The organism is Vibrio campbellii CAIM 519 = NBRC 15631 = ATCC 25920 (assembly GCF_002163755.1).
Lineage (GTDB): Bacteria > Pseudomonadota > Gammaproteobacteria > Enterobacterales > Vibrionaceae > Vibrio > Vibrio campbellii.
Map to the genome: position 1 here is coordinate 2,162,507 of NZ_CP015863.1, position 20,130 is coordinate 2,182,636.

The 20,130-nt window shown below is 44.9% G+C and carries 19 protein-coding genes; 3 read left to right on the forward strand and 16 right to left on the reverse strand.

Features of this window, described 5'->3' with window-relative positions; genetic code table 11:
* Positions 1–183 precede the first annotated feature (183 nt).
* The 3 genes from A8140_RS10395 to A8140_RS10405 all read left to right on the forward strand — a co-directional run bounded on the left by A8140_RS10395 (position 184) and on the right by A8140_RS10405 (position 3,441).
* Positions 184–1,971, forward strand: a complete 1,788-nt coding sequence (locus A8140_RS10395; RefSeq protein WP_005535782.1) for a GTP-binding protein — start codon at positions 184–186, stop codon at positions 1,969–1,971.
* Between the two features lie 373 nt (positions 1,972–2,344).
* The gene (locus A8140_RS10400; RefSeq protein ID WP_005535785.1) at positions 2,345–2,596 is read left to right on the forward strand and encodes a hypothetical protein; all 252 of its coding nucleotides are present in this window, start codon (positions 2,345–2,347) and stop codon (positions 2,594–2,596) included.
* A 230-nt stretch (positions 2,597–2,826) separates the two neighbouring features.
* A complete protein-coding gene (locus tag A8140_RS10405) occupies positions 2,827–3,441 on the forward strand; it encodes a 3'-5' exonuclease (RefSeq protein WP_005535788.1) in 615 nt (204 codons plus the stop codon).
* A 65-nt stretch (positions 3,442–3,506) separates the two neighbouring features.
* Here A8140_RS10405 and A8140_RS10410 read toward each other — a convergent pair whose 3' ends face one another.
* From A8140_RS10410 to A8140_RS10485, 16 genes are all read right to left on the reverse strand, one after another.
* Positions 3,507–3,935 (reverse strand): CesT family type III secretion system chaperone, encoded by a 429-nt coding sequence (locus tag A8140_RS10410; protein ID WP_005535790.1) that lies wholly within the window; start codon positions 3,933–3,935, stop codon positions 3,507–3,509.
* Positions 3,935–4,918 (reverse strand): YopT-type cysteine protease domain-containing protein, encoded by a 984-nt coding sequence (locus tag A8140_RS10415; RefSeq protein WP_005535792.1) that lies wholly within the window; start codon positions 4,916–4,918, stop codon positions 3,935–3,937. Before A8140_RS10415 ends, A8140_RS10410 begins: the two co-directional genes overlap by 1 nt.
* Before the next feature lie 259 nt (positions 4,919–5,177).
* The gene (locus A8140_RS10420) at positions 5,178–5,870 is read right to left on the reverse strand and encodes an ABC transporter ATP-binding protein (RefSeq protein ID WP_033000607.1); all 693 of its coding nucleotides are present in this window, start codon (positions 5,868–5,870) and stop codon (positions 5,178–5,180) included.
* A gap of 19 nt (positions 5,871–5,889) precedes the next feature.
* A complete protein-coding gene (locus tag A8140_RS10425) occupies positions 5,890–7,173 on the reverse strand; it encodes an ABC transporter permease (RefSeq protein ID WP_005535795.1) in 1,284 nt (427 codons plus the stop codon).
* 2 nt (positions 7,174–7,175) lie between these two features.
* Complete coding sequence (locus A8140_RS10430) at positions 7,176–8,420, reverse strand: ABC transporter permease (RefSeq protein ID WP_005535797.1); 1,245 nt, start codon at positions 8,418–8,420, stop codon at positions 7,176–7,178.
* A complete protein-coding gene (locus A8140_RS10435) occupies positions 8,417–9,688 on the reverse strand; it encodes a TolC family protein (protein WP_005535800.1) in 1,272 nt (423 codons plus the stop codon). Before A8140_RS10435 ends, A8140_RS10430 begins: the two co-directional genes overlap by 4 nt.
* The gene (locus A8140_RS10440) at positions 9,681–10,817 is read right to left on the reverse strand and encodes an efflux RND transporter periplasmic adaptor subunit (RefSeq protein WP_005535803.1); all 1,137 of its coding nucleotides are present in this window, start codon (positions 10,815–10,817) and stop codon (positions 9,681–9,683) included. Before A8140_RS10440 ends, A8140_RS10435 begins: the two co-directional genes overlap by 8 nt.
* Positions 10,818–10,994: 177 nt before the next feature.
* Positions 10,995–11,843 (reverse strand): MBL fold metallo-hydrolase, encoded by an 849-nt coding sequence (locus A8140_RS10445; protein ID WP_005535806.1) that lies wholly within the window; start codon positions 11,841–11,843, stop codon positions 10,995–10,997.
* 287 nt (positions 11,844–12,130) lie between these two features.
* Positions 12,131–13,711 carry an actin cross-linking domain-containing toxin gene (locus tag A8140_RS10450; protein ID WP_038863399.1) on the reverse strand — a complete coding sequence of 527 codons (1,581 nt, stop codon included), beginning with the start codon at positions 13,709–13,711 and terminating at the stop codon, positions 12,131–12,133.
* 293 nt (positions 13,712–14,004) lie between these two features.
* Complete coding sequence (locus A8140_RS10455) at positions 14,005–14,529, reverse strand: GNAT family N-acetyltransferase (RefSeq protein WP_005533561.1); 525 nt, start codon at positions 14,527–14,529, stop codon at positions 14,005–14,007.
* Positions 14,530–14,573: 44 nt separating this feature from the next.
* On the reverse strand, positions 14,574–15,344 hold the full coding sequence (locus tag A8140_RS10460) for a phospholipase A (protein WP_005431036.1): 771 nt from the start codon (positions 15,342–15,344) through the stop codon (positions 14,574–14,576).
* 78 nt (positions 15,345–15,422) lie between these two features.
* Positions 15,423–16,178: a class I SAM-dependent methyltransferase gene (locus A8140_RS10465; RefSeq protein WP_005533564.1), complete on the reverse strand. Its 756-nt coding sequence runs from the start codon at positions 16,176–16,178 to the stop codon at positions 15,423–15,425.
* 25 nt (positions 16,179–16,203) lie between these two features.
* A complete protein-coding gene (locus A8140_RS10470) occupies positions 16,204–16,833 on the reverse strand; it encodes a class I SAM-dependent DNA methyltransferase (RefSeq protein ID WP_005533567.1) in 630 nt (209 codons plus the stop codon).
* 105 nt (positions 16,834–16,938) lie between these two features.
* Entirely contained in the window at positions 16,939–17,451 is a 513-nt protein-coding gene (locus A8140_RS10475) for a protein disulfide oxidoreductase (RefSeq protein WP_005533569.1), read from the reverse strand.
* Positions 17,448–19,559 (reverse strand): protein-disulfide reductase DsbD family protein, encoded by a 2,112-nt coding sequence (locus A8140_RS10480; RefSeq protein WP_005533570.1) that lies wholly within the window; start codon positions 19,557–19,559, stop codon positions 17,448–17,450. Before A8140_RS10480 ends, A8140_RS10475 begins: the two co-directional genes overlap by 4 nt.
* A gap of 67 nt (positions 19,560–19,626) precedes the next feature.
* Complete coding sequence (locus A8140_RS10485) at positions 19,627–20,025, reverse strand: hypothetical protein (protein WP_033000338.1); 399 nt, start codon at positions 20,023–20,025, stop codon at positions 19,627–19,629.
* Positions 20,026–20,130 lie beyond the last annotated feature (105 nt).

Genomic DNA, 20,130 nt, shown 5'->3' on the forward strand with positions numbered 1-20,130 from the left:
GTGATAATCCGATAGCAAATAATCCGCAAGGCGATTGAAATAATCCCCTTTTTAATCTTTTACTACGCTTCACGTCACATTTCTCACTTGTCTCTATTTGTACATTTAAAGTCTAAATGTCGATATTAACTATTTAAATACTTATATAAGATAGCTCCATCAAATCGATGTGGGGATAACAAAATGTTAAATACTAATGACATTCGTAATATTGCGATTGTTGCTCATGTTGATCACGGCAAAACGTCACTTGTAGATCAACTATTAAGACAAGCTGATGCATTAACACGAAGCGAGTGTACTCAAAAACTAGTGATGGACTGTAATGCTCAAGAAAAAGAAAGAGGCATCACTATTTTATCTAAAGTCACAGCTATCGATTGGAAAGGCGTGAGGATTAACATTATAGACACACCTGGACACGCTGATTTCGGCGGTGAAGTTGAGCGAGTGATTGATATGGCAAATGCCGTACTGGTCATCGTTGACGCAGTAGAAGGTCCAATGCCGCAAACACGCTTTGTTGCTCAAAAAGCGATTAATAAAGGTTTAAAGCTTTTGGTGGCGGTAAACAAAGTCGATCGATTTGAGGCTCAACCTGAAAGAGCAATTGACCAGCTCTATGATTTGTTTGTGACACTTGGTGCGAACTGTGAGCAGCTAGACTTCCCAGCGGTTTTTTGTTCAGCTAAAAATGGGGTTGCTTACGACGCTTTCGGCCTAGCCAATACTGATGATGGTATGGAACCACTGCTCGATATGCTAGTCGATAATGTTATGCCGCCCGCAATTTTGGAGGATGCTGAACCTATTGTTCAAATTCATCAGCTTGATTATTCAGAGTATCTTGGTTTGATTGGTATTGGTCGTGTACTTTCAGGCTCTTTTTATCGAGGCCAGAAAGTTGCTGTTAATGCACCCGGTCAAAATGCACGTTTTTGTCAAATTAAAGAAGTCTATCATCAACAAGGGTTGAGTCGTGTCGCTGTTGATTTCGGGGTTGCAGGCGATATCATCGCGATAACAGGTATATCTGATATTTCGATTTCAGACATTGTTACCTCAAGAGGTCACCATGTTGATCTTGATGCTCTGGAGATAGATACGCCTACTGTTTCGGTAAAATTTAGCGTTAACGATTCTCCTTTTTCAGGTTTGGAAGGTAAGGTTCTACAATCTCGTGAACTAGCCGAACGATTATACCTTGAAGCTTCACATAATGTTTCTCTGCACGTTGCTGAGGCAAAAGAAGCTGGCGTATATGAGGTTTCAGGTCGTGGTGAGTTACACCTTGGAGTATTGATTGAGAGTATGCGCCGAGAGGGATATGAGTTTTCCGTATCACGCCCAACAATCCTAATGAAGTCAGATGCAGGGGATAAAAAGGAGCCCTACGAGAAATGTTATGTTGATTGCGCAAATGAGTTTATGGGAAAAGTTATCGAAGAAATGGCTTACCGCAAAGCGCAGTTTGAACATAGTCAACCGCTTGATGATAGTCACCAACGGTTGCTATTTCTTGGACCTAAGAGAGGGTTATTGGGGATCAGGCATTCTTTATTAAGCTTGACGGAAGGATCTGCAAGTATTCATAAAGAAGATGTTGGCTATGGTAAAAAAATCGCTGGTGATATCGGTTGCAGACGCGAAGGTGTTCTGGTTTCAAACGGTCTTGGAAAAGCTTTAATCTATTCCCTATCTTCAATACAGGAGCGCGGCAGATTAATGATCAACCACGGTGAACAAGTATATCAAGGGCAAATCATTGGAGCTGCCTCTAACGATGCCGACCTTTGGGTGAATTGCCGTCAAGGTAAAAACCTTGTAAGAATGTGGAGAACAGTAGCTGATAAAAATTATGCTATGAAAGCGATCATGAGTTTAAGCTTAGAGCAAGCTTTAACTTGGATTAATAGTGACGAATTAATAGAAGTAACGCCAAAATCAATTCGTCTTAGGAAAGCGATATAAAGTTTCTAGTTGAAACATTACAAGGCTAGAAATTATATAGAACAACAACCTCTATAATATAGTTCTAAGCCCAGAAAAATTCTGGGCTTTTTTAACTTAAACAATGTACGTTTAGTAATTTAAGCGTACTTCCGCCGATTAAATTTAATAAAAAACACCGTAACCCTAGGTCTACATAGACATATAAATTCATTAGTATCGTAACGAAAATGGGTAAAAAACCTGTACCTTTAAAGTTTATTTAAATTCATTTTTAGTACTATTTACCGCAAAACCTAATTTTTCACAAAAGTGAATATCATTAAGTTAGGAAACATCAAATATAATATAGTATTATATTGTTTTGAAATTTTGTACTTGATAAGGATGAATCATGGGTAGTAATTGGGCAAATTTCTTTCCTTACTTTGCTGGAGCTCTAAAGCTAATTGTGCTGGGTATAGGTGGTTACTTCGCTGTTAAATGGCACTTTGATGAAGAGAAGAGAGTACGAGAAAAAGAAGGTGCAATTTTTGAAAAGCCCAGCTTAACTAGGAAAGTATCTACTATCGTGGCACTAACCATCCTTTTGACTTCCTTGGTATGGGGGGTTGTTTATCTAACTAACTGGGTACTTTATTCCTAATGAAACAAAGATAGAGCTTAAAATGAGGGCTGCTAGATTCTGACCAGCCTCTGTATTGATGATTCGACATTTCCACTATCTCTTGTAAGACTTTAATTTGAAAGCCGAACGTCTCAGCCCTTAATCAACTCCCTATTGCATTACTCAAATACTCATTAAAGCTACACTCTAGTGTTTTTTGCTTCACTTCCACGATACTCTTACGCCTTTTTGTTCAGTTGGAAAACTTCATGCCGAAAGCTAACTCCGTTGTCGTACTCGACTTTGAAACCACAGGTCTGTCTCCGAATATGGGTGATCGCGCGATTGAAATCGGTGCGGTAAAGATCGTTGATGGTGAGGTGGTCGATAGTTTTCAGCAACTTATGAATCCTGGCTTTCGTGTGAGCTCATTTATTGAGGGCTACACTGGCATTACCAATAACATGCTACGCACCGCGCCGAGCTGCGATGAAGTGATGGCATCGTTCAGTGAGTTTATTGCAGGTGAGAATCTTATTGCGCACAACGCGTCGTTCGATAAACGCTTTCTGGATGCAGAGCTAGAGCGAATCGACTGCGGTTATTCTGGCGAGTTCGCGTGTTCTTTATTGGTGGCAAGACGCCTGATTCAAGATGCGCCGTCACACAAGTTGGGTGAGTTGGTTCGTTATAAGAACATTGAAAACAATGGTGTATTCCACCGCGCGTTAGCCGATGCACAGGTAACGGCAAAACTGTGGTTGCTGATGGTAGAAGAGCTTGAGCAATCGGGCATTGCAGCGCCAAGCTTTAAGTTTATGCAGACGGTAAGTAAAACCGCAAAAGGAAAAGTGGACCAGCTACTGGCTAAAAGCCGCGCTTAAACCACAAACAAGTAACGCCCAACCATGCGGGCGTTACTTAGCCCTATAAATTTAGATTCTAGGGTTTACACCGAGATCATATGAGGTCGGATATTGGTTGGCTCTGCGCTTGCTGGCGTTGGCTCTACACCAGAAATCGCCGCCTGCTTTTCAATAAGATCTTGAATAAAGCACTCTGTCCACGCCTCTAACGCTGCCACATTTAGCATCGCCATCGGTTGTTGCGACCATAAAACGGCGCTGTTTTCCTGATGCGACACAATGTGCGCAGGCCAGTATTCACCAAAGATATTGCTCTTTGCCAGCTGCTCTGATATCGGGTTTGCCTCACCAAGTTCTGCATATAGTACCATCCACTCTTCATTCTGATGCGTGAAATGAAGTTGATACTTTTGGTCAATCAACAGGCTGTAGATACCATCTTGCGCGGTTGGATTCTCTAGGCCGTTCTTTTCGAAAAAGTGTTTAACTAGGTGATCGAATGTGGTTGTCATTAGTAGTTAGCCTCCAAGTTAACGATGCTGAATTCTCCCGATAAGCCGAATTTCGGTAGGTCGTAGCCTGATTTGTGCCAGAAATCCTGAACAAACCAGCTGGTGAAATCTTCCTTGCTTGGGAAAGAAAACTCACCGAAGTTCGGGTCAAAGAAGGTCACTTTTTCCCCATCTACCGCGGCGGCAACGGCGTGTGCATTACTTGGACCTTCTAGGCCAATCTTCTTCAATAGCGATGTTTTTGGGCCGTTATCAACGATCTTCGCTGCAAGCTCTGCGGCACCATTTCGGCCACGGCTTGTTTGTCCATGCACACGTGATAATGCACCAAGTTCTCGGTAAGGCGATTCGATGTTGTTGCTTCTTAGCCAACCTTCTGTGATCGCTTCTTGGTCATAACCCACCATGCCATCGGTTTGCAGTTGCGCGACAGACTCCATTGTCTCTTTGTTCAGCTTACCTTTGTCGCTTGCCGTTCCTGATTGAAATAGCTGTTCACCAAGGTTAGAGCCTTCTGCTCGTGCCTTCATCCAGTGAGCGCTCAGTGCTTCACAACATCCGCCAGAGGTGTTGGTGTCTTTTAGGATGGCGTTTTTGATGCTGCCCGTTACCTGAGAGACCTTCATGGTCACTTCGCCGTTGTGTTTTGCTGCCGAGTTACGCAATGAAGCGGTTTTAGCGCTAACCAGAGCGTGCAAAATACGATCGCCCAGTGTTTGTACCGCTGTTTTGAAGTTTTGTAGCTTTGAGCGAGGCTCTGCGCTTTGTTCTGGTGTCGCACTTTGCAGAGAGAACGAACTGATTGGTGCTGGGTTTGCGGTAGCACCACTACTCATCTGTTGCAGCATCAAGTTGCGAATGGCATCTGGCGTCATTTGCGTGCTTGCACTCAAGCCACCAAGGTGACCTTGGTTTTGTGGTTGGCTGACTGGTGCAGAGATGATTGGTCCACTGATAGAGGAAATATTAGTAATACCTTGCATAACTACCTGCTTTCGTTGTTTATTTTTGTATGCTGCAAGGTTAACCAAAGCGATGAAGTTGGGCTGTTAGTCATGGTCGTTGTTTTGTTGATTTGATCAGAGAGCTTGTTTGAAGAGATTTGGGACGGGTGTATTTTTGAGGCAAAGAAATCGTTGTAGTGGTTCTGTGTGAGTAGAGGGCAATGATGATTTTCGCAACTACCATTGCCCTCCGAGCTTTATTTCCCTATGCGTTGAGTTTTAACAAACATAGAGACGGTTACTGCGGCACTCTATCCGAAATCACCTTACCATCTTTAATGGTGATGATGCGCTTGGTGCGCTCTGCAAGGGCGTTATCGTGCGTCACGATGATCAAGGTTCTACCTTCAGCGTGGAGTTGATTGAACAAGGCTTCAATCTCTGCGCCAGATTTTGAATCCAATGCCCCCGTTGGCTCATCCGCTAAGATGATTTGTGGATCGTTGACCAAGGCTCTTGCAATCGCCACTCTCTGCTTTTGACCACCAGAAAGCTGGTTGGGTTTGTGGTCGAGGCGATCCCCTAGCCCGACTTGCTCTAGCAATTTAGTGGCGCGCTGGCGACGTTCTTTGGATTTTATGCCAGAGTAAACCAACGGCAGTGCGACGTTATCCAATGCTGTCGCGTATTCCAACAAGTTAAAGCTTTGGAAGACAAAGCCTATCTTTTGGTTACGAATACCGGCTAGCTCGTTTGGGCGTAAACTTGCGACGTTTTGACCACCCAATTGGTATTGGCCATCGGTAGGTTTATCTAGGCAGCCCAGCATGTTCATAAGAGTCGACTTGCCTGAGCCCGACGGACCAAGAATGGAAAGAAATTCACCTTGGTTGATGGTCAAGTCGACGCCGTCTAGCGCACGTACTTCCGCCTCTCCGCTTGCGTAGTATTTACAAATGTTAGTCAGCTCAACCAATGGGGCGTTCGACATTTTCTCTCCAGAATTCTTATTATTCACTTTGCAGCGCCTCCAACGGGCTCACTTTTGCGGCTCGGTTGGCAGGCAGCCAAGCAGATGCGACGCCAATAAACACTAAGGTGGAAATCACAATCACAACCACAATCCAAGATAGCTCGGGGATCGGTTTTCCAAGGCGTTCATACAGAGTGTTGCCCTCAAGATTTATAGCGCTGATTGCCGATACAATCGCATACGTCACACCTAACCCCAGTACACCGCCGAGCATCATGGTCATCAGTGATTGCACTAGGTAGTGAAGACGAATGGCTGTAGGCGTTGCACCGACTGCCATACGAACGCCAATATCTCTAGTGGACCGTTTTACCGTGGCATACATTACGTTCGCAATGCCTAAGCCCGCCACGGCAAGCGTGACAAAACCAATGATGCCGAGAAAACTTTGTAAACCAACCAAGAACTGTTGCATGCTTTTCTGTTTAAGAAACATGTCTTTGACTTGAACAACTTGCTTATCACTCACACTGGCACCGTGTTTACGCGCGATAACTTGGCGAATAGTCTTTGCCAGTGTTTCACGGTCCGCATGGGCTTGAGGTTCGACATTGATGCCTCCGATATCGCCGTTAGTATGAAAGCGTTGCCATGTGGCTAGCGGTACAAAACTGGCGTAATTAATTTGATCACCTTGCTCAACTTCAGCACTATTTTTTTCCAACACACCGACTACGGTGAACACTTCGCTGCCAATCTTCACTTTTTTCCCTACAGGATTGGTTTTTAGTGTCACTGGCGTAAGCCAACTGAAGTCTTTATTAGGATTAAACAAGTCCGCAGCAAGTAAGTAGCCAAGAACAACCACCTTACGCATTTCTTTTTGGTCAAGGGGATTTAACCAACGACCTCCGTCCATCGGGGTTAATTTAGTCATGTCGGCAAAGTCTGTCGTGACAGCAAGTGGCTCTTGCCAAGAACCTCGGTCACCAACCGTAACCCGTTCATCCCATACAGCGGTTGGCGCGATACTTTTCACCTCAGGTAAGACTTCAATCACCTCGGTATCATCTACATTTAAAGTTAAGAACTTACCTTGATGAAACGCACCGTGATCGACACTCGCCATGCCTCCAGTTAAGTAAATCAGGTTCCCATTCCCATTCTGCGCGGTTCTCAATACGCCCTGACGAATTCCCTCGCCCACGGCCAACATTGCAGCGATACACAAGGTCGCCCATGCCACAGCAAGAATGGTCAAACCCAAACGCAGCTTTTCTGCTGCCATTTCTTGGAAGATTTGTCTCATTGGTAGCAACATCATTACGCCCTCGCACTTAATGCAATTACGGGGGTGAGACGCGACGCTCGCCTAGCTGGGAAATAAGACGCCAGAAGCGCCAAAACCAGCGTCACGAATAACGACCAAGCAATGGAATCCGAAGTAATCACAGGTAAACCTAACCAATCCGGCAAACTAATTGAACCAAGTAGTGTAACCACCAAGTAAGCCACCATTAAGCCAAGTGCGGTACCGACAGCCACCAAAAAGAGCCCTTCGAGGATAAATTGGCTGAGTATGGACTTTTGCGTTGCACCAACCGCCAAGCGCACACCAATTTCTCGAGTTCGCTCTGTCACTGATAGGAACATGATATTTGCAACACCGAGAGCACCCACGGCCATGGTCATGGCCCCGCTTGCACCAAGGAAAATTTGGATACCACGGAAGATCCCTGTAATCACCGCCGCACCTTCGCTGTAATCCGGCAAGCGGATTGCTTCTTTGTCCGTCGGATCAAAGTGCAATTTCTTGGCATAAAAATTAGCAATGGCTTGTCGGAAGGCAGTGCTATCCATACCGTCGACAGGATTAAGTATTAGCAACCACGGCTTAGCATCCCACAGATCAAGATAAGTGGTATGAGGAATAAAGACTCTACGGCTGTCACCAAACGACAAGCCAGCATCTTCGTCTGTCATAATCCCTACCACTAAAAATGGTATTCCATTAATTTTGGTTATTTGACCTATCTGTATATCCCCCATCTTCGCGATTTGGTCTCCTAAGATCACAACTCGCGTATGGTTGGCAATATCACTGGGCGATAGGTCTCGCGACCCTTGCTCTAACTTTCTCTTAACTAAAGAGAAGTAGTGGGAATCAATGCCACTAACGAAACGCGTCAGATTTTGTCCTTTTTCATTGGTAACATTCGCATCCCACTTGGCGTAGAGGCTGGATGCTTGTTTCACTAAGCCAGATTGTTCGAGTGTTCGGACCTGATCCTGCGAAATGGTAATCTGACGCCGTAAAGGCAAACCTTGCCAAGGCTTACTTGTACTCGATGGAATGGCCAACTGCACATTATTAGCCATAAATGACAGCTGATTAGTTTGATGGCGATAGAAACCCTCTCCCAACGCAATCAGTACCACAACGGAAATCACCCCCCAAGCAATGGCCACGATGGCCAGAATGCTCTTCATGCGATGCGCCATAAGTGTTTGCCATGTTTGCTGCAATAAGGTTTGCTGTAATAACGTTTGTTGCAATAGACGGATCATGAATTAAATGCTCGGGAGATCAGTACCATAGTGTCGTCATCTAACTTACCTGCGGTTTGCAACAAGCCGATACGCTGACGCCAGTAGTTGTACAGGTTGTTTTGCAGGCTGTTTTTTGCTTCAAACAAACTATTGTGCGCACTGATCACTTCCGAGACTTCTAACAAGCCGGCATCGTAAAGTTTCTCTTTGCTGCGCAACACTTTCTCACGAGAAGTCACCAGCTCGTTCGCCATTAAGACTTGATTCCAGTTGATGTCAACTTGATTAAATTGCTGGATCACGCGCTTTTGGATGTCGATTTCGACTTTGCGTAAGTCTTGTTTTGCGCTGAGGGTGTTGAGTGACGCTTCGTCCACTCTGGCACGCGTTGCACCGTTCAAGTCAATCGGTACACTTAAGGTGATACCAGCGTTGAACTCGCCGTCTTTACGTCGGTCATCATCGTTATACCCAACGCTACCTTTCACCGTTGGGTAGTAACCGCCTTGGGCTGAGTCTTCAGCAAACTCGCTGGCTTTGACGTTCTGGGCAGCCACCAGCAACTCTGGGCTGCTGTCTTTAGCAAGCTTTAACCATTGTTCTTGTGATTCCACCATCATCGGCGGTTGAACAAGGGAGTCAGTGCGAATTTGGTCAACGTCTTGTGGCTCTTGGTTGATCAAAGCCGCCAGTTCTGCTCGTTTCACTTCTAAATCTGAGCGCGCATTCAAAATACCGGCTTTATCGGCAACTAGTGTCGCACGGATCTCTTCGACATCAACGGATTTCACTTTACCTGCTCGGTAACGCTTCTCGATGATCTTCAGCAGTTTGGTGCCTTCTTCCAGTTTGGACTGCGCCAGTAGCAGATCCCCCTGCGAGCTTGCCATATCCAAATAAGACGAGAGCAGTCTTTGTGCAAGCTCATTGTGTGATTGAGCCAGCTCTAGCTGAGATTTAATGTAGTTGGCATTGGCTTGATCCAAATCTGACCACAAGCTGCTGTCCCAGATGGTTTGAGAAAGCGATGCGCCATAACTGTTGGTGTTGTCGGCGGATTCATTCCAATTCGCCGAGGCCGTCGCACTTAAGCCAGGTAAGAGTGAACTGCGGCTTGCATCAACACCTACTTCGCCGAGTTGAACGCCAATTTTGGCTTTCTCGTAGTTCGGGTCATTTTGCTTCGCCTGTTGCCACGCTTGTTCAATGGAAATGGCATAGCTTGGTAAGCTAAACGTAGCAGCCAAAATCGCACAACCGATTTTAGACTTATTTAGTTTAATCATGCGCGGCTCCCGCCATCATACTATTGTCGATGATTTCTTCGTCTAACTTAACGCCGTCCAATACTTCTACATTGATGCCATCCGACAAACCAAGCTTCACTTTTTGTTTGTGGAAACCTTGCTCTGAGCTATCGGGAATCAATACGTTTGGTGTATCGCCATCAAATTGCAGTGCTCGTTCTGGCAAGGTTAAGACGTTTTCGGATTTCTTCAATGTGATTTGCGCAGTAGATGAGAAACCCGAACGTAATAGGATCTCTTGCGGGATTTTCAGTTCTCCGACTTCCACTTCGAAGCCATTATCAAAGCTTTTTGCTGTTGCACTGTCCTCTGGCGAGTTAAGATTCTCTGATTGAATAGCAACTTTTGTTAACACGCCAGAAATCTCTGTGTCAGGATAAGGTGCAACGGTCAGTAACACAGGCATGCCCGGAGAAAGCTGTGCCGCGTCATGTTCACTGACACTACCCTTAAAGATTAAGCTGTTCATGTCGGCCAGAGACATCATTTCTGTCGCAGCTTGGCTGGATTCAGTGGAAATGATCGGCTCACCCACTTCCACTTTACGGTTCAATACTGTGCCGTCAATTGGTGCGTAAATGGTTGAGGTTAAACGGGCGTCACCAATGGAAGCTTCACCACTGCGGATCAGTTCTAGATTCTGACGTCTTTGAAGCACGTTCGCTTCAGCAGATTTTACGGCTGAGCGCGCGCTGACGTACTCATCGTAGTTTTTTGGGATTATGTTCTGCCTTACCAAACTTTCGAGGTTAGAAAGCTTTTGCTTTTCGGATTCTAGCTCGGCTTCACTTCGCATCAAATCCGTTGATGCATCGGTTAATGCCTGTGGCGTCGGATTTGGGCGAACTTTTATCAGTGGTTGGCCCAGCTTAACTTTCTCACCGACCTGAACAAAAATTTCACCCACTATTCCATCAAGTTGTGACTTAATAGACACCGAGTGCGCAGGGACAATATTGCCGACCGCTACCGCTTGTTTTTCAATGGTTCCCTTTTCTACTGCCAGCGTTGGAAACGCCTCTAATTGAGTAGAGGATTGCAGATAGAAATACGCACCGCCGCTAAGCAATGCAACGCTCACAGCAGAGACAAGCCAAATTTTTGCCATTATTGATACCGATTATTTTTGTGTAGTCTTGTGACCATCTTGTGAACATAAAGTTCTAGAATTATACCTGAGTCACTGTCATGTGTTTGTCATAGGAAGCATCATAAGGTCAGCCTCCTGTCAGAGGTAATGGACATCGTAAGGCTCAATGCTAATTTGGATAACCTTGACCAAGATTTATAAAGTTACCTTTCTACCAGTGGGTAAATGCTCCAGACGATCCCCTAGTATTTCTTTTAAAAGGCCATACGCTTTCATTCCTGTGCAATGGCCGGTGTAAAACTTATCAATTGGATATTTCGACAGCGCTCTGCCCAATGTTCTAATATCGTCTTTAGTGCCACCTATACCATTCAATACTGGTAAACCAACAAGGTGAAAGCCACCCACAACCGCTTTGATTTTGCAGTTTGGAAATAACTCTGTGGCGGTTTCAATCATGTTCAACACACCGCTGTGCGCACAGCCCGTAAAGACAACCAAGCCGTCTTCTTCTTTGATGACAAGCAGCAATTCGTGCTCGAAGGTGTCCTGCTCGTAGCCTCCATCGTGCGATTGGGTATACAGGTACTGGTTGCCTTTTGGTTGTGGAAAGCGATCGCATATCTCGGTGATCACGTGAACATTGGGGGCAACTTCTGTCGTTCGTTCAATCAGTACGAAACGGTTATTTGCACTCTCTAACAGCGCTTTGTCGATGCCAACATCGTTTTTAAAACCAAAGGCGCGAAAGTAGTAATCTTGCTCGCCACATTCCTTTAAATAAATCTTCGCGGTTTCATTCCGCTCAAGAAAATAAGAGGCACCATTGCAATGGTCATGGTGTCGATGAGAAACAACGCCAAAATCTACGGCTTGGATATCCACATTCAGTCGAGGCGCGTTGTCACAAAACGTTTGTCCACTGCCCATATCAAAGAGAATGTTCATTCCCGACGTCTCAATGTGTAGCGATAAACCGCGCTCAACACAGAGATCATCTCTCCCCTCTATGCGTGAATTATCAACCAAGGTGGTCACGATCATAATGTCTCCTTACTGCGTTGAACTATATGAATCGAAGAGACAATAACGAGGTTTGATGTTTGTAGAAAAAAGTAATGGTAATTGTGTGATTAGACAGAGGTTTACTGTACAAAAAACAAAATCCAACGGAAAGAAACAGTCTGCCACATAACCATCGTCGATGGTGTTGAGTACCGTTAAGCTTTCTGCCCACTGCTCCTCCATTGGTTGCAGCGGGCTTAACATCAGGATTAATTCAAAGAAGCCTTTTATTCATACGCTACGCTTCAAACACCAACAGGCGTGACTCAACCTCGTTTTTGAGAGCTATTAGATGACGTTATTCTGTCCCATTCTGTTGGCTTTTCGGTCATTACCCATTCTGCTTTATGGTTAGCAGATGCAGTGCGCTTTGCATTTTTTACTGGCGGTAAACCTTTACTCTCTCTATATGCCTTAAACCAAGAGTCAAAATCACTACTGCTTTCTACTAGGGTATTGATCTCGGTAATAATCATTTTTCGGTCAGCCGCTCCAAATTGGTCTAGTGTTTTGACGTCTAACTTCGCTGTAGATTCTGTTCGAGGTACAAACTCAGTCAGAGCACTTGGCACAGTGCGGAACTCAAATAAAATCGCAGGTTCAGGGTTACCCGTGCTTCCCGTCGTCGCGTTATTAATACCATGCCCTGCAACTTCACCACCATCTTGAAAATATGCGAATACATTCTTAGCAAGGCTCTCTGAATGAGATGATTTCAACTTAGCCGAAATTTGTTGTCTGACATACCTAGAATCATTATCGCTCAAAAGATTTAACATCAGCTTCGGTTTGGTTCTTGGCAAAATTTCCCATGCATTTTTCACTTTAGGATCAGTCAACCCTTGAGCGTTTGGTCGAATACCTTCATCATTCGGGTCCCAGTCATTAATGTAAATACCATATTCTTTCGCCAAATCTGCAGTCTTAGAGTAAATGGATGTCAGATAAGCAAATACATTTTGAGCGGCCTCTTGATCATCTAATTTTACATTTCCAGCGTTTGCTGAAAATTCCTTTCGTAATGCCGCCTTATACCACGGAGCAGATTCTAAAAGCTTCAATTCATCTGACGTTCCTGTGCCAAAATCTTTAGCGCTTACCCCCATAGAGGCCTGTTGCCCGCTCGGCGTCATACCTATATTCTGGCCTTGGGCTTCAATTGACATGCCGTTGCCAGCCGCAATCAAATGGTTAGGATTAGCGATCGCCAATGTAAAACGACCATCCTCACTGACTAGGTTGGATAACGCTTTGTGGTTTGATTGATTAATATGGTTGGTAAATACCTTGGCCAACCAAAGCATCGCATCTTTACGATTATCGATTGCTTCTTTATCTCGGATTTCACTTGGATAAGTGACTAACTCAATCGTATGCGTTTGCCACTTACCAATACCTTTGACATCTTTAATGCCAGTTGGATTTGTGTAACCACCCTGGTTCATATCTTTCGTCAGCATGAACAGAGGGTTATCCTTTGCATCATGAACATAACCAAACTTCTGAGTCGAATTACTAGGTAAAGCCACAATCAGTCCTGACAACTCATTCTCAATACCAATCGAACTCGTTTCAAAGTGACTTCCAAATTCAGGGACAATGACAGCTTTGGGTTTAGATTGACCAGCAGAGTTCTGAGCCGCTCGCTCACGATTCGCAGCCCAACGCTCTTCATCTTCTGCTTTGTAGGTTAACTCTTCTTTACGCTCTCTTCGTTGCCGCTCAAGGCGCTCTTGAACCGTTTGTTCTAATTCTGGAGGCTTTGGTGGTGGTTTTACGGTGTCATCAACGGGCTTATAGCCTCCACCTGTACTGGTTTTACTTTTTAGTTCATCAAGATTAGGCATGAAGTAACACTCTACAAAAGAAGCGGAAACTTCATCTTAAAGCAGTGACTAATCATCAATAATATCGATTTTATAAAACGCTCAGAATCACTAGGCAATCGTTTACTTACACACTAGTTATAATCATATCAACGTCAAAAATTAAAATGTGATTACACAATTAGAAAGTGACACAGTGACAATGATTCCAATTTAACAGCACTTAACTGGAGGATTACTCAAGGGAAAGGGTTTAGGGAGATAACGCTACATTGCTCCTAGGTAGAAGAAGCCTAAGCATGAAGTGTGAGCTGCTAGTTGTTCAAAAACATATTCCAACAATCCTGAGGTTCGTCGCTAAGGGCAGGGAAAACCGCATACTCTTTCAGCACGCCTTGTTTCTTAAATCCACATTTTTCGAGCACGCGAATGCTGGCTTGATGATCGATATGAGGAGCTGTATGGACCTCCTTTACTCCGATACTTTTTAGATACTCTATACCTAGCATACAAGCCTGAGTCGCATACCCTTTACCTTGATAGTTTCTAGAGATACCAAAATGAATTTCGCTACTGCTTTTTTCAGGGATTAACACCAAGCAACCAATGGGGACTTGAGAGGCGATTTCTTCGATTGCGAGTACCAAGATATTAGGGTGAGCCAACTCGTACTGGCTTCGCCATCTAGTGATAGCTTGCAACGTTTGGGTTGAGCTTAGATGCGCTTGTCGGTTTAGGTACAAACAGGCTTTCTCATCACCGAGGTAATGATCAAAGAGAGGCACAGCATCCGATTCTTCAACGTGACGAATTGCCACGTATTGCGCTTCAAGTTTCATTCACTTCCTTCTCAAAAACGTTTTTGGACGTTAAAGGGTGGGCGCTAAAAGTCGAATGCAAAGCCAACCCCAAACGCGCTTTCATCGAAGTTGTAATTTGAGATTGTGAGACCGTAACCCGTTTCTGCCTTCATATAACCTCTTAACCCCTGATAAACGGGGAAGTTCCAAGATGCGCGATAGAAACCCTTTTCCCAACCTTCAGTAAAGAAATTCGATACGGTGAGTTTCAGTTTGTGATCATTCTCAGAAATCCAAGCCGCCTCTAGCTCGCCATAGCCAAGGAAATCCACAATATCTGGATTGTAGTGATTGCTACCAACATCAAACCAAGTTTTAAAGCGAACAAAGCCAGACTCAAAGCGCCATTTGTTATCGAGGTAGACTCGATTCCAACTGACTTCGTCGCTGCCACCCGCACCATTGGATTGATGCTCAAAACCAAGCGAAATACGCCAAGGGTTTAAGTTCCAACGATAAAAAATAGCAGGGTTGTATTGATCGTCTCTAAAGTATGCTGAGTCATCGTACGCTTCCCAATTTGAGCGCTGGGTATAGGCGACAAATAAGCCATCATCCCCAAACACTAAGAGTTTATACTTCATGCTTAGTTGGAACTGGACCAACACGTCCTTTGCGTCGTGGCCATTTGGATTGGTTGGAGCAAAGCGTGCTTGGTTTACCTTAGACTCGGTATAAAACGGTAATAAATAGTTGTCTTCATGAGCAGAAAAGCGCTTTTCTTCTGCGCAGACGTCTGCTGCAACGGTTGATAAAAACGCCGTAAATAATCCTAACTTTTTACAGTGAAACATCGCCATCCTTTTGATCTGTAACTATCTGAATTCAATATAGAAGATAATTAGCAGCTTTCCTCTAATTTTCTGGAGTAATCAAAGCTTCTCTGCAACGCAGATTAGGTTGTTTGAATTTTCAGAAAACTTCTCTTCTGCCCACGAGCTGTATTTTTCGGTAATACATAAACCCGCCTGAGCAAGAAACGCTTCAATTTCAGATAACTTTCGATACTTCAAGTCAATGCTTGAGTAGACCATTGTCCCATCTTGGTAGTGACGTTCTTTCTTCAAATAAAGAACTGTACATTTAGCGTCATAACGTTCGCTCATACCCATGTACTTTACTTCGCCTTTGTCGGGCGATTCATAGGTTTGCCACAGGGACATTTCAGCATCAATTTCTAAGTTATCGGGCGTTGGTAGACGAGTATCAAAGATGAAGCGACCACCTTTGTTAAGGTGATTAGAAATCGAATTAAGGACACCAACTAGCATCTCATCGGAGAGGAAAGCTTGGAAAGCGTTGCCCGTCATGATCGCAATATCAAAGCATTTACCGAGAGAGAATTGAGTGGCATCCTGCTGCAAAAAAGAAAGGTTATCTAATCCCTGTGCTTTGTGTTTAGCATGTTTTAGCATTCCTTCGGCAATATCAATACCAACAGCATTATCGAGTTTCTTGGCGACAGGTATCGTGATAATACCCGTGCCACAACACACATCCAACAAACTTCGAGCACTCATCGTGGTGATGTGCTTTTGTATTAGAGCGATATCATCTTCGTAATGTTTATCATACTGCGCATCGTATTCCATTCCCGATGCGAACTCGCTCAAGTCTTGTGTCTTCAAAAACAGCCCCTGTTTATTTAATTGACTAACTTGGCTTCCTTAACTCCAGGAGCAAGTAACGGCACACATAGCCAGCATGTGATGTGTAACCAATAAGGTTTTCTAGTGACACGACTTCTAGCCCTGCATTTTGGCTGAATTCACGGACTTCGCTCTCGGTGTAAGCGGTATGTACAACGGTGCCACTGTAGGTATTTCTCGGTAGGTCTTTTCCATCTGGGTCGTGACATTGAAAACTGATGAAACAGCGTCCGTCGGCATTGAGCTTATTAGCGATGCATTGCAGTAGCGACTGTGGATTGGTAAGGAACTCAGTGAAACCGAGTGCAGTAATGATGTCGAAGGTTTGATTGAAAATCGGAGAGAAAGGTTGGTCTAGATTATGAACGCTGACACTTTGATAGAAGTTTGTCTCGCGTGCTTTATCGACCATTTTGGATGAAATATCCAAGCCGTGTAGAGTAGCTTCTGGGAAATGAGCTTTGATGACCTCCCCGATACTACCTGTTGCACAAGCTAAATCGAGAGCAGAGATTTGTTTGAGATCGAATGTTTTTAACTTTTCATCTACCCAATGTGGGCCAACGTATTGGCTGTCTTTAATTAACTTCTGATAGCGATCAGATACCTCATCATACATTTTGGCAACGTCCATAATACCTCCTTTATCATTGAACACTGCCAATGTAGCACGCCATATTCACTTAAACACGTATATCATTGTAAAAGCGTGAAAAAAGTCGACATGCTACACATTGATTTAGGCCATCCAGATCCTTGCTAAAATGCCTATTGGTGTCGTAACACCTGTGGTGATTGAGCTTACCTTTCCATCTTTTAATACATAGATGGTTGGCGTCACGCTGATGCTCCATTCTTGCATAATGCTGCTTTTCGGATCGTTGATGTTGTCGAACTGGTAGTCTTTCGCCTGCATGAACTTTTGTACGCGCTCTTCCGGTCCGGATGCGCCGGATACTGCAACCACTTCATAGTAATCGCGTAACCAACTCACGCTTGGGCTAACAAACTTACACGCCGGACACCAAGTTGCCCAAAAGTACACAACCACCGGTTCTTCATGGCTTTTGGCAATCACATCGACAAACTCGCCATCGGCCATGATCGCACTCAGAGGCGGCGCTTGCTCTTTAGGAATGTCTTTGGTGCGGTACCAATCCATGGCGACCGAAATCACGGTCACCATGAGCACCATTTGCAACGCTTGACTAAGCCAGTATTTGAGCGACTTGCGCTTTTTTACTGTGTTCACTTAATCGTGCCTCCGCTCGCTTGTTCGATGGCTTTCACCACAACATAGTCAGTCAGAATCACTGGCAGAGGAATCCCCTCTGGCGCAGCTGGGCCATAAACGATATTGAATGGCACACCAAAGCGGCCGTGTGCTCGCAAGAAGTCGCTCACTGAGCCGTTCGGATGTGTCCAATCGCCTTTTAGTGTTGCGACGTTAGGGCTTTGCAACAGGGAGTAAACCGGATCTTGCCAGATCACGCCGATCTTGTTGGCTTTACAAGTCACACACCAATCTGCGGTAACATCGACGAACACCACACGTCCATTCTTCACGTGATCTGTAATCGCTTCGTTGGACAGTTTTTCCCAAGCCAAATCGTCTGGCAATGGCGTCGCCCAATGATTTGCAGTCACACTGCCTAGTACCAAACCACCAGCAATCAGAATCAACGAAACCGTGCCAGAAATCGCCAACGCTTTATTGCCATAAATACGCTTAACACGCGTCATTATAACGATGAACGCAACCAAGCCGATCAGAATGACCCAAAATACCGGCAAGTGATTCGCCATCAGTGACAACAACCACGCACTGGTTGCCAACATCATTATGCCGAATACGATTTTCACGACATTCATCCATTGACCTGGTTTTGGCAGTTTCAACGCAATGCCCGGGAAGATAGCCACTAAGATCCAAGGCAGTGCCATGCCCAGAGCCAACGCAGTGAAGATAGCAAACAGAGTGACTACGTCTGCACCCAATGCAAACGCCACCGCAGTGCCAAAGAAAGGAGCAAAACAAGGCGTTGCTAACAGAGTCGCGAACATACCTTGCACGTAATGCCCAAATAGCGAGTTATCGCCCTTGGAAGCTAACCAAGTGTTGGTACCTGATGACAGGCGAATTTCAAACAAACCAAGCATGTTGGCACCAAACAGTCCAGTTACTAACAGCATTAAGCCCAAGAACCAAGGGCTTTGGAATTGCACACCCCAGCCGATGGCATTACCCGTTAGCTTTAGCACTAAGACAAAGCCAGCCAATAGCCAGAACGAAGTCAGAATACCCAGCGAAGAAGCCACGAACTGAGTGCGAATTTGACGACGCTCAACGCCTTGTGCCGCTACGATGCTGCTTAACTTCATGCCGAGAACTGGCAATACACAAGGCATGATGTTGAGAATCAAACCACCGAGTAACGCGAACAAGAAAATGTTCACCAGTGACGTACTTGGTAAGGCTTCAGTAATCACACCCGCTTTGGCTTGCGCGGTTTCTTGCGCCAGTAAGTTGTTGTCTTTGATTGAGACATAAACCGATTGGTTATCCAGCTCTACGTCACCCAACCAAGTATTCACTAGGTAGTTGGCAGTAAGCGTATTGCCCTCTTGATGCAGCCCTTCCAATTTGAAACTGTAATCGCTGGTTGCTTCGTCGACACCATCAACCAACACTTCTGGTTTTTGCCAACCTTGTGAGTTAGTCAGTTTGATTTGTAGCTTAGATTGGTTTGCATCCCAGTTTGCTTCTGTCACTTCAACAAATGGTGAAGCTTGAGGCACACTGCTCACCGCTTGCGCGTAAGTGAACATCACTCCTTCATCAACTTGTAGATCGGAAGGTAGGAAAGACAGTTGAATGTGGTAATCGGTTAGTACACAAATGGTGGTACATGAAGACAGCGTCAGCGTCGCATCAATCGTCACTGGTTTGTTCATGTCTTCGACGTGCAGCGTCATTGGGAAGACGGTGTCACCTTTGTAGCCTAGCGTCTCGATACCAAGCAGCTCGTATTTCTTCGGATACGGCCATTGCCAATCCACTTTGGTTAGGTTTTGTGATTTTTCCCAACTAATAGATGGCGCAACGCCACCCTCACCCGGTGAACGCCAGTAAGTTTTCCAATCACCGGTCAGTTTGACATCAAGGTAACCAGTGAGTGTGTTGGTATTTGGATCTTGCTGGCCCGTTAAGACAAAGCGCGTTTGCACAGGTGGATGCTGCGGGTTGGTCAGCCATCCAGTGTCTGTCGTTTGTGCTTGGGCAATTAGCGAGAATAAGCTCAGTGCCAGAGTCATGATAAGCATCAACGCGACTTGAGTCGTTTTTTTCATGTGGTTCATAGTTATTCCTAGTTAAAAACAAGTGTAGAGAAAAACTGACGATACGAAACTCGTCAGAAATCACTTGTCATTCGCGGAATACACACAGGGTGAGATGGACTCGATACTTTTGGACTATCGGTTCGGTCCATTGTCTTTTGCTGGCGAACGCACAACAGCGCCACACGACAAGCGCGAGGATGCCAACAAACAAAACAACGACCAAGGTTTCCAGTTGTTGCTGAGCAAATTGAATCAGCTTTTCAGACAATTCACATTTACTCGTGTCATGCCCACTTTCTGCTTTTACGATTTTGACTTCATCGCCGACAACCGCAGAAGTCGAGCTTGCGTCATATTGCATGGCACAACTGAACATCAAACCAGAATTTTTCATCAGGCACACCACAATCACCCAGCCAATTAACGCTAGGAGCCATTTGCCCTGTTGTCGTGACGCAGTAGATTGTAAAGTGGATGAATGCATTCTAACTTCGATAAATCTGAAAACGCAGGAAATCATACGTAAGTTAATATAAACCTCAAGTGGTATGATTTTTTTGAACAGCGCGTTTTTGTAACTAACTGTTAT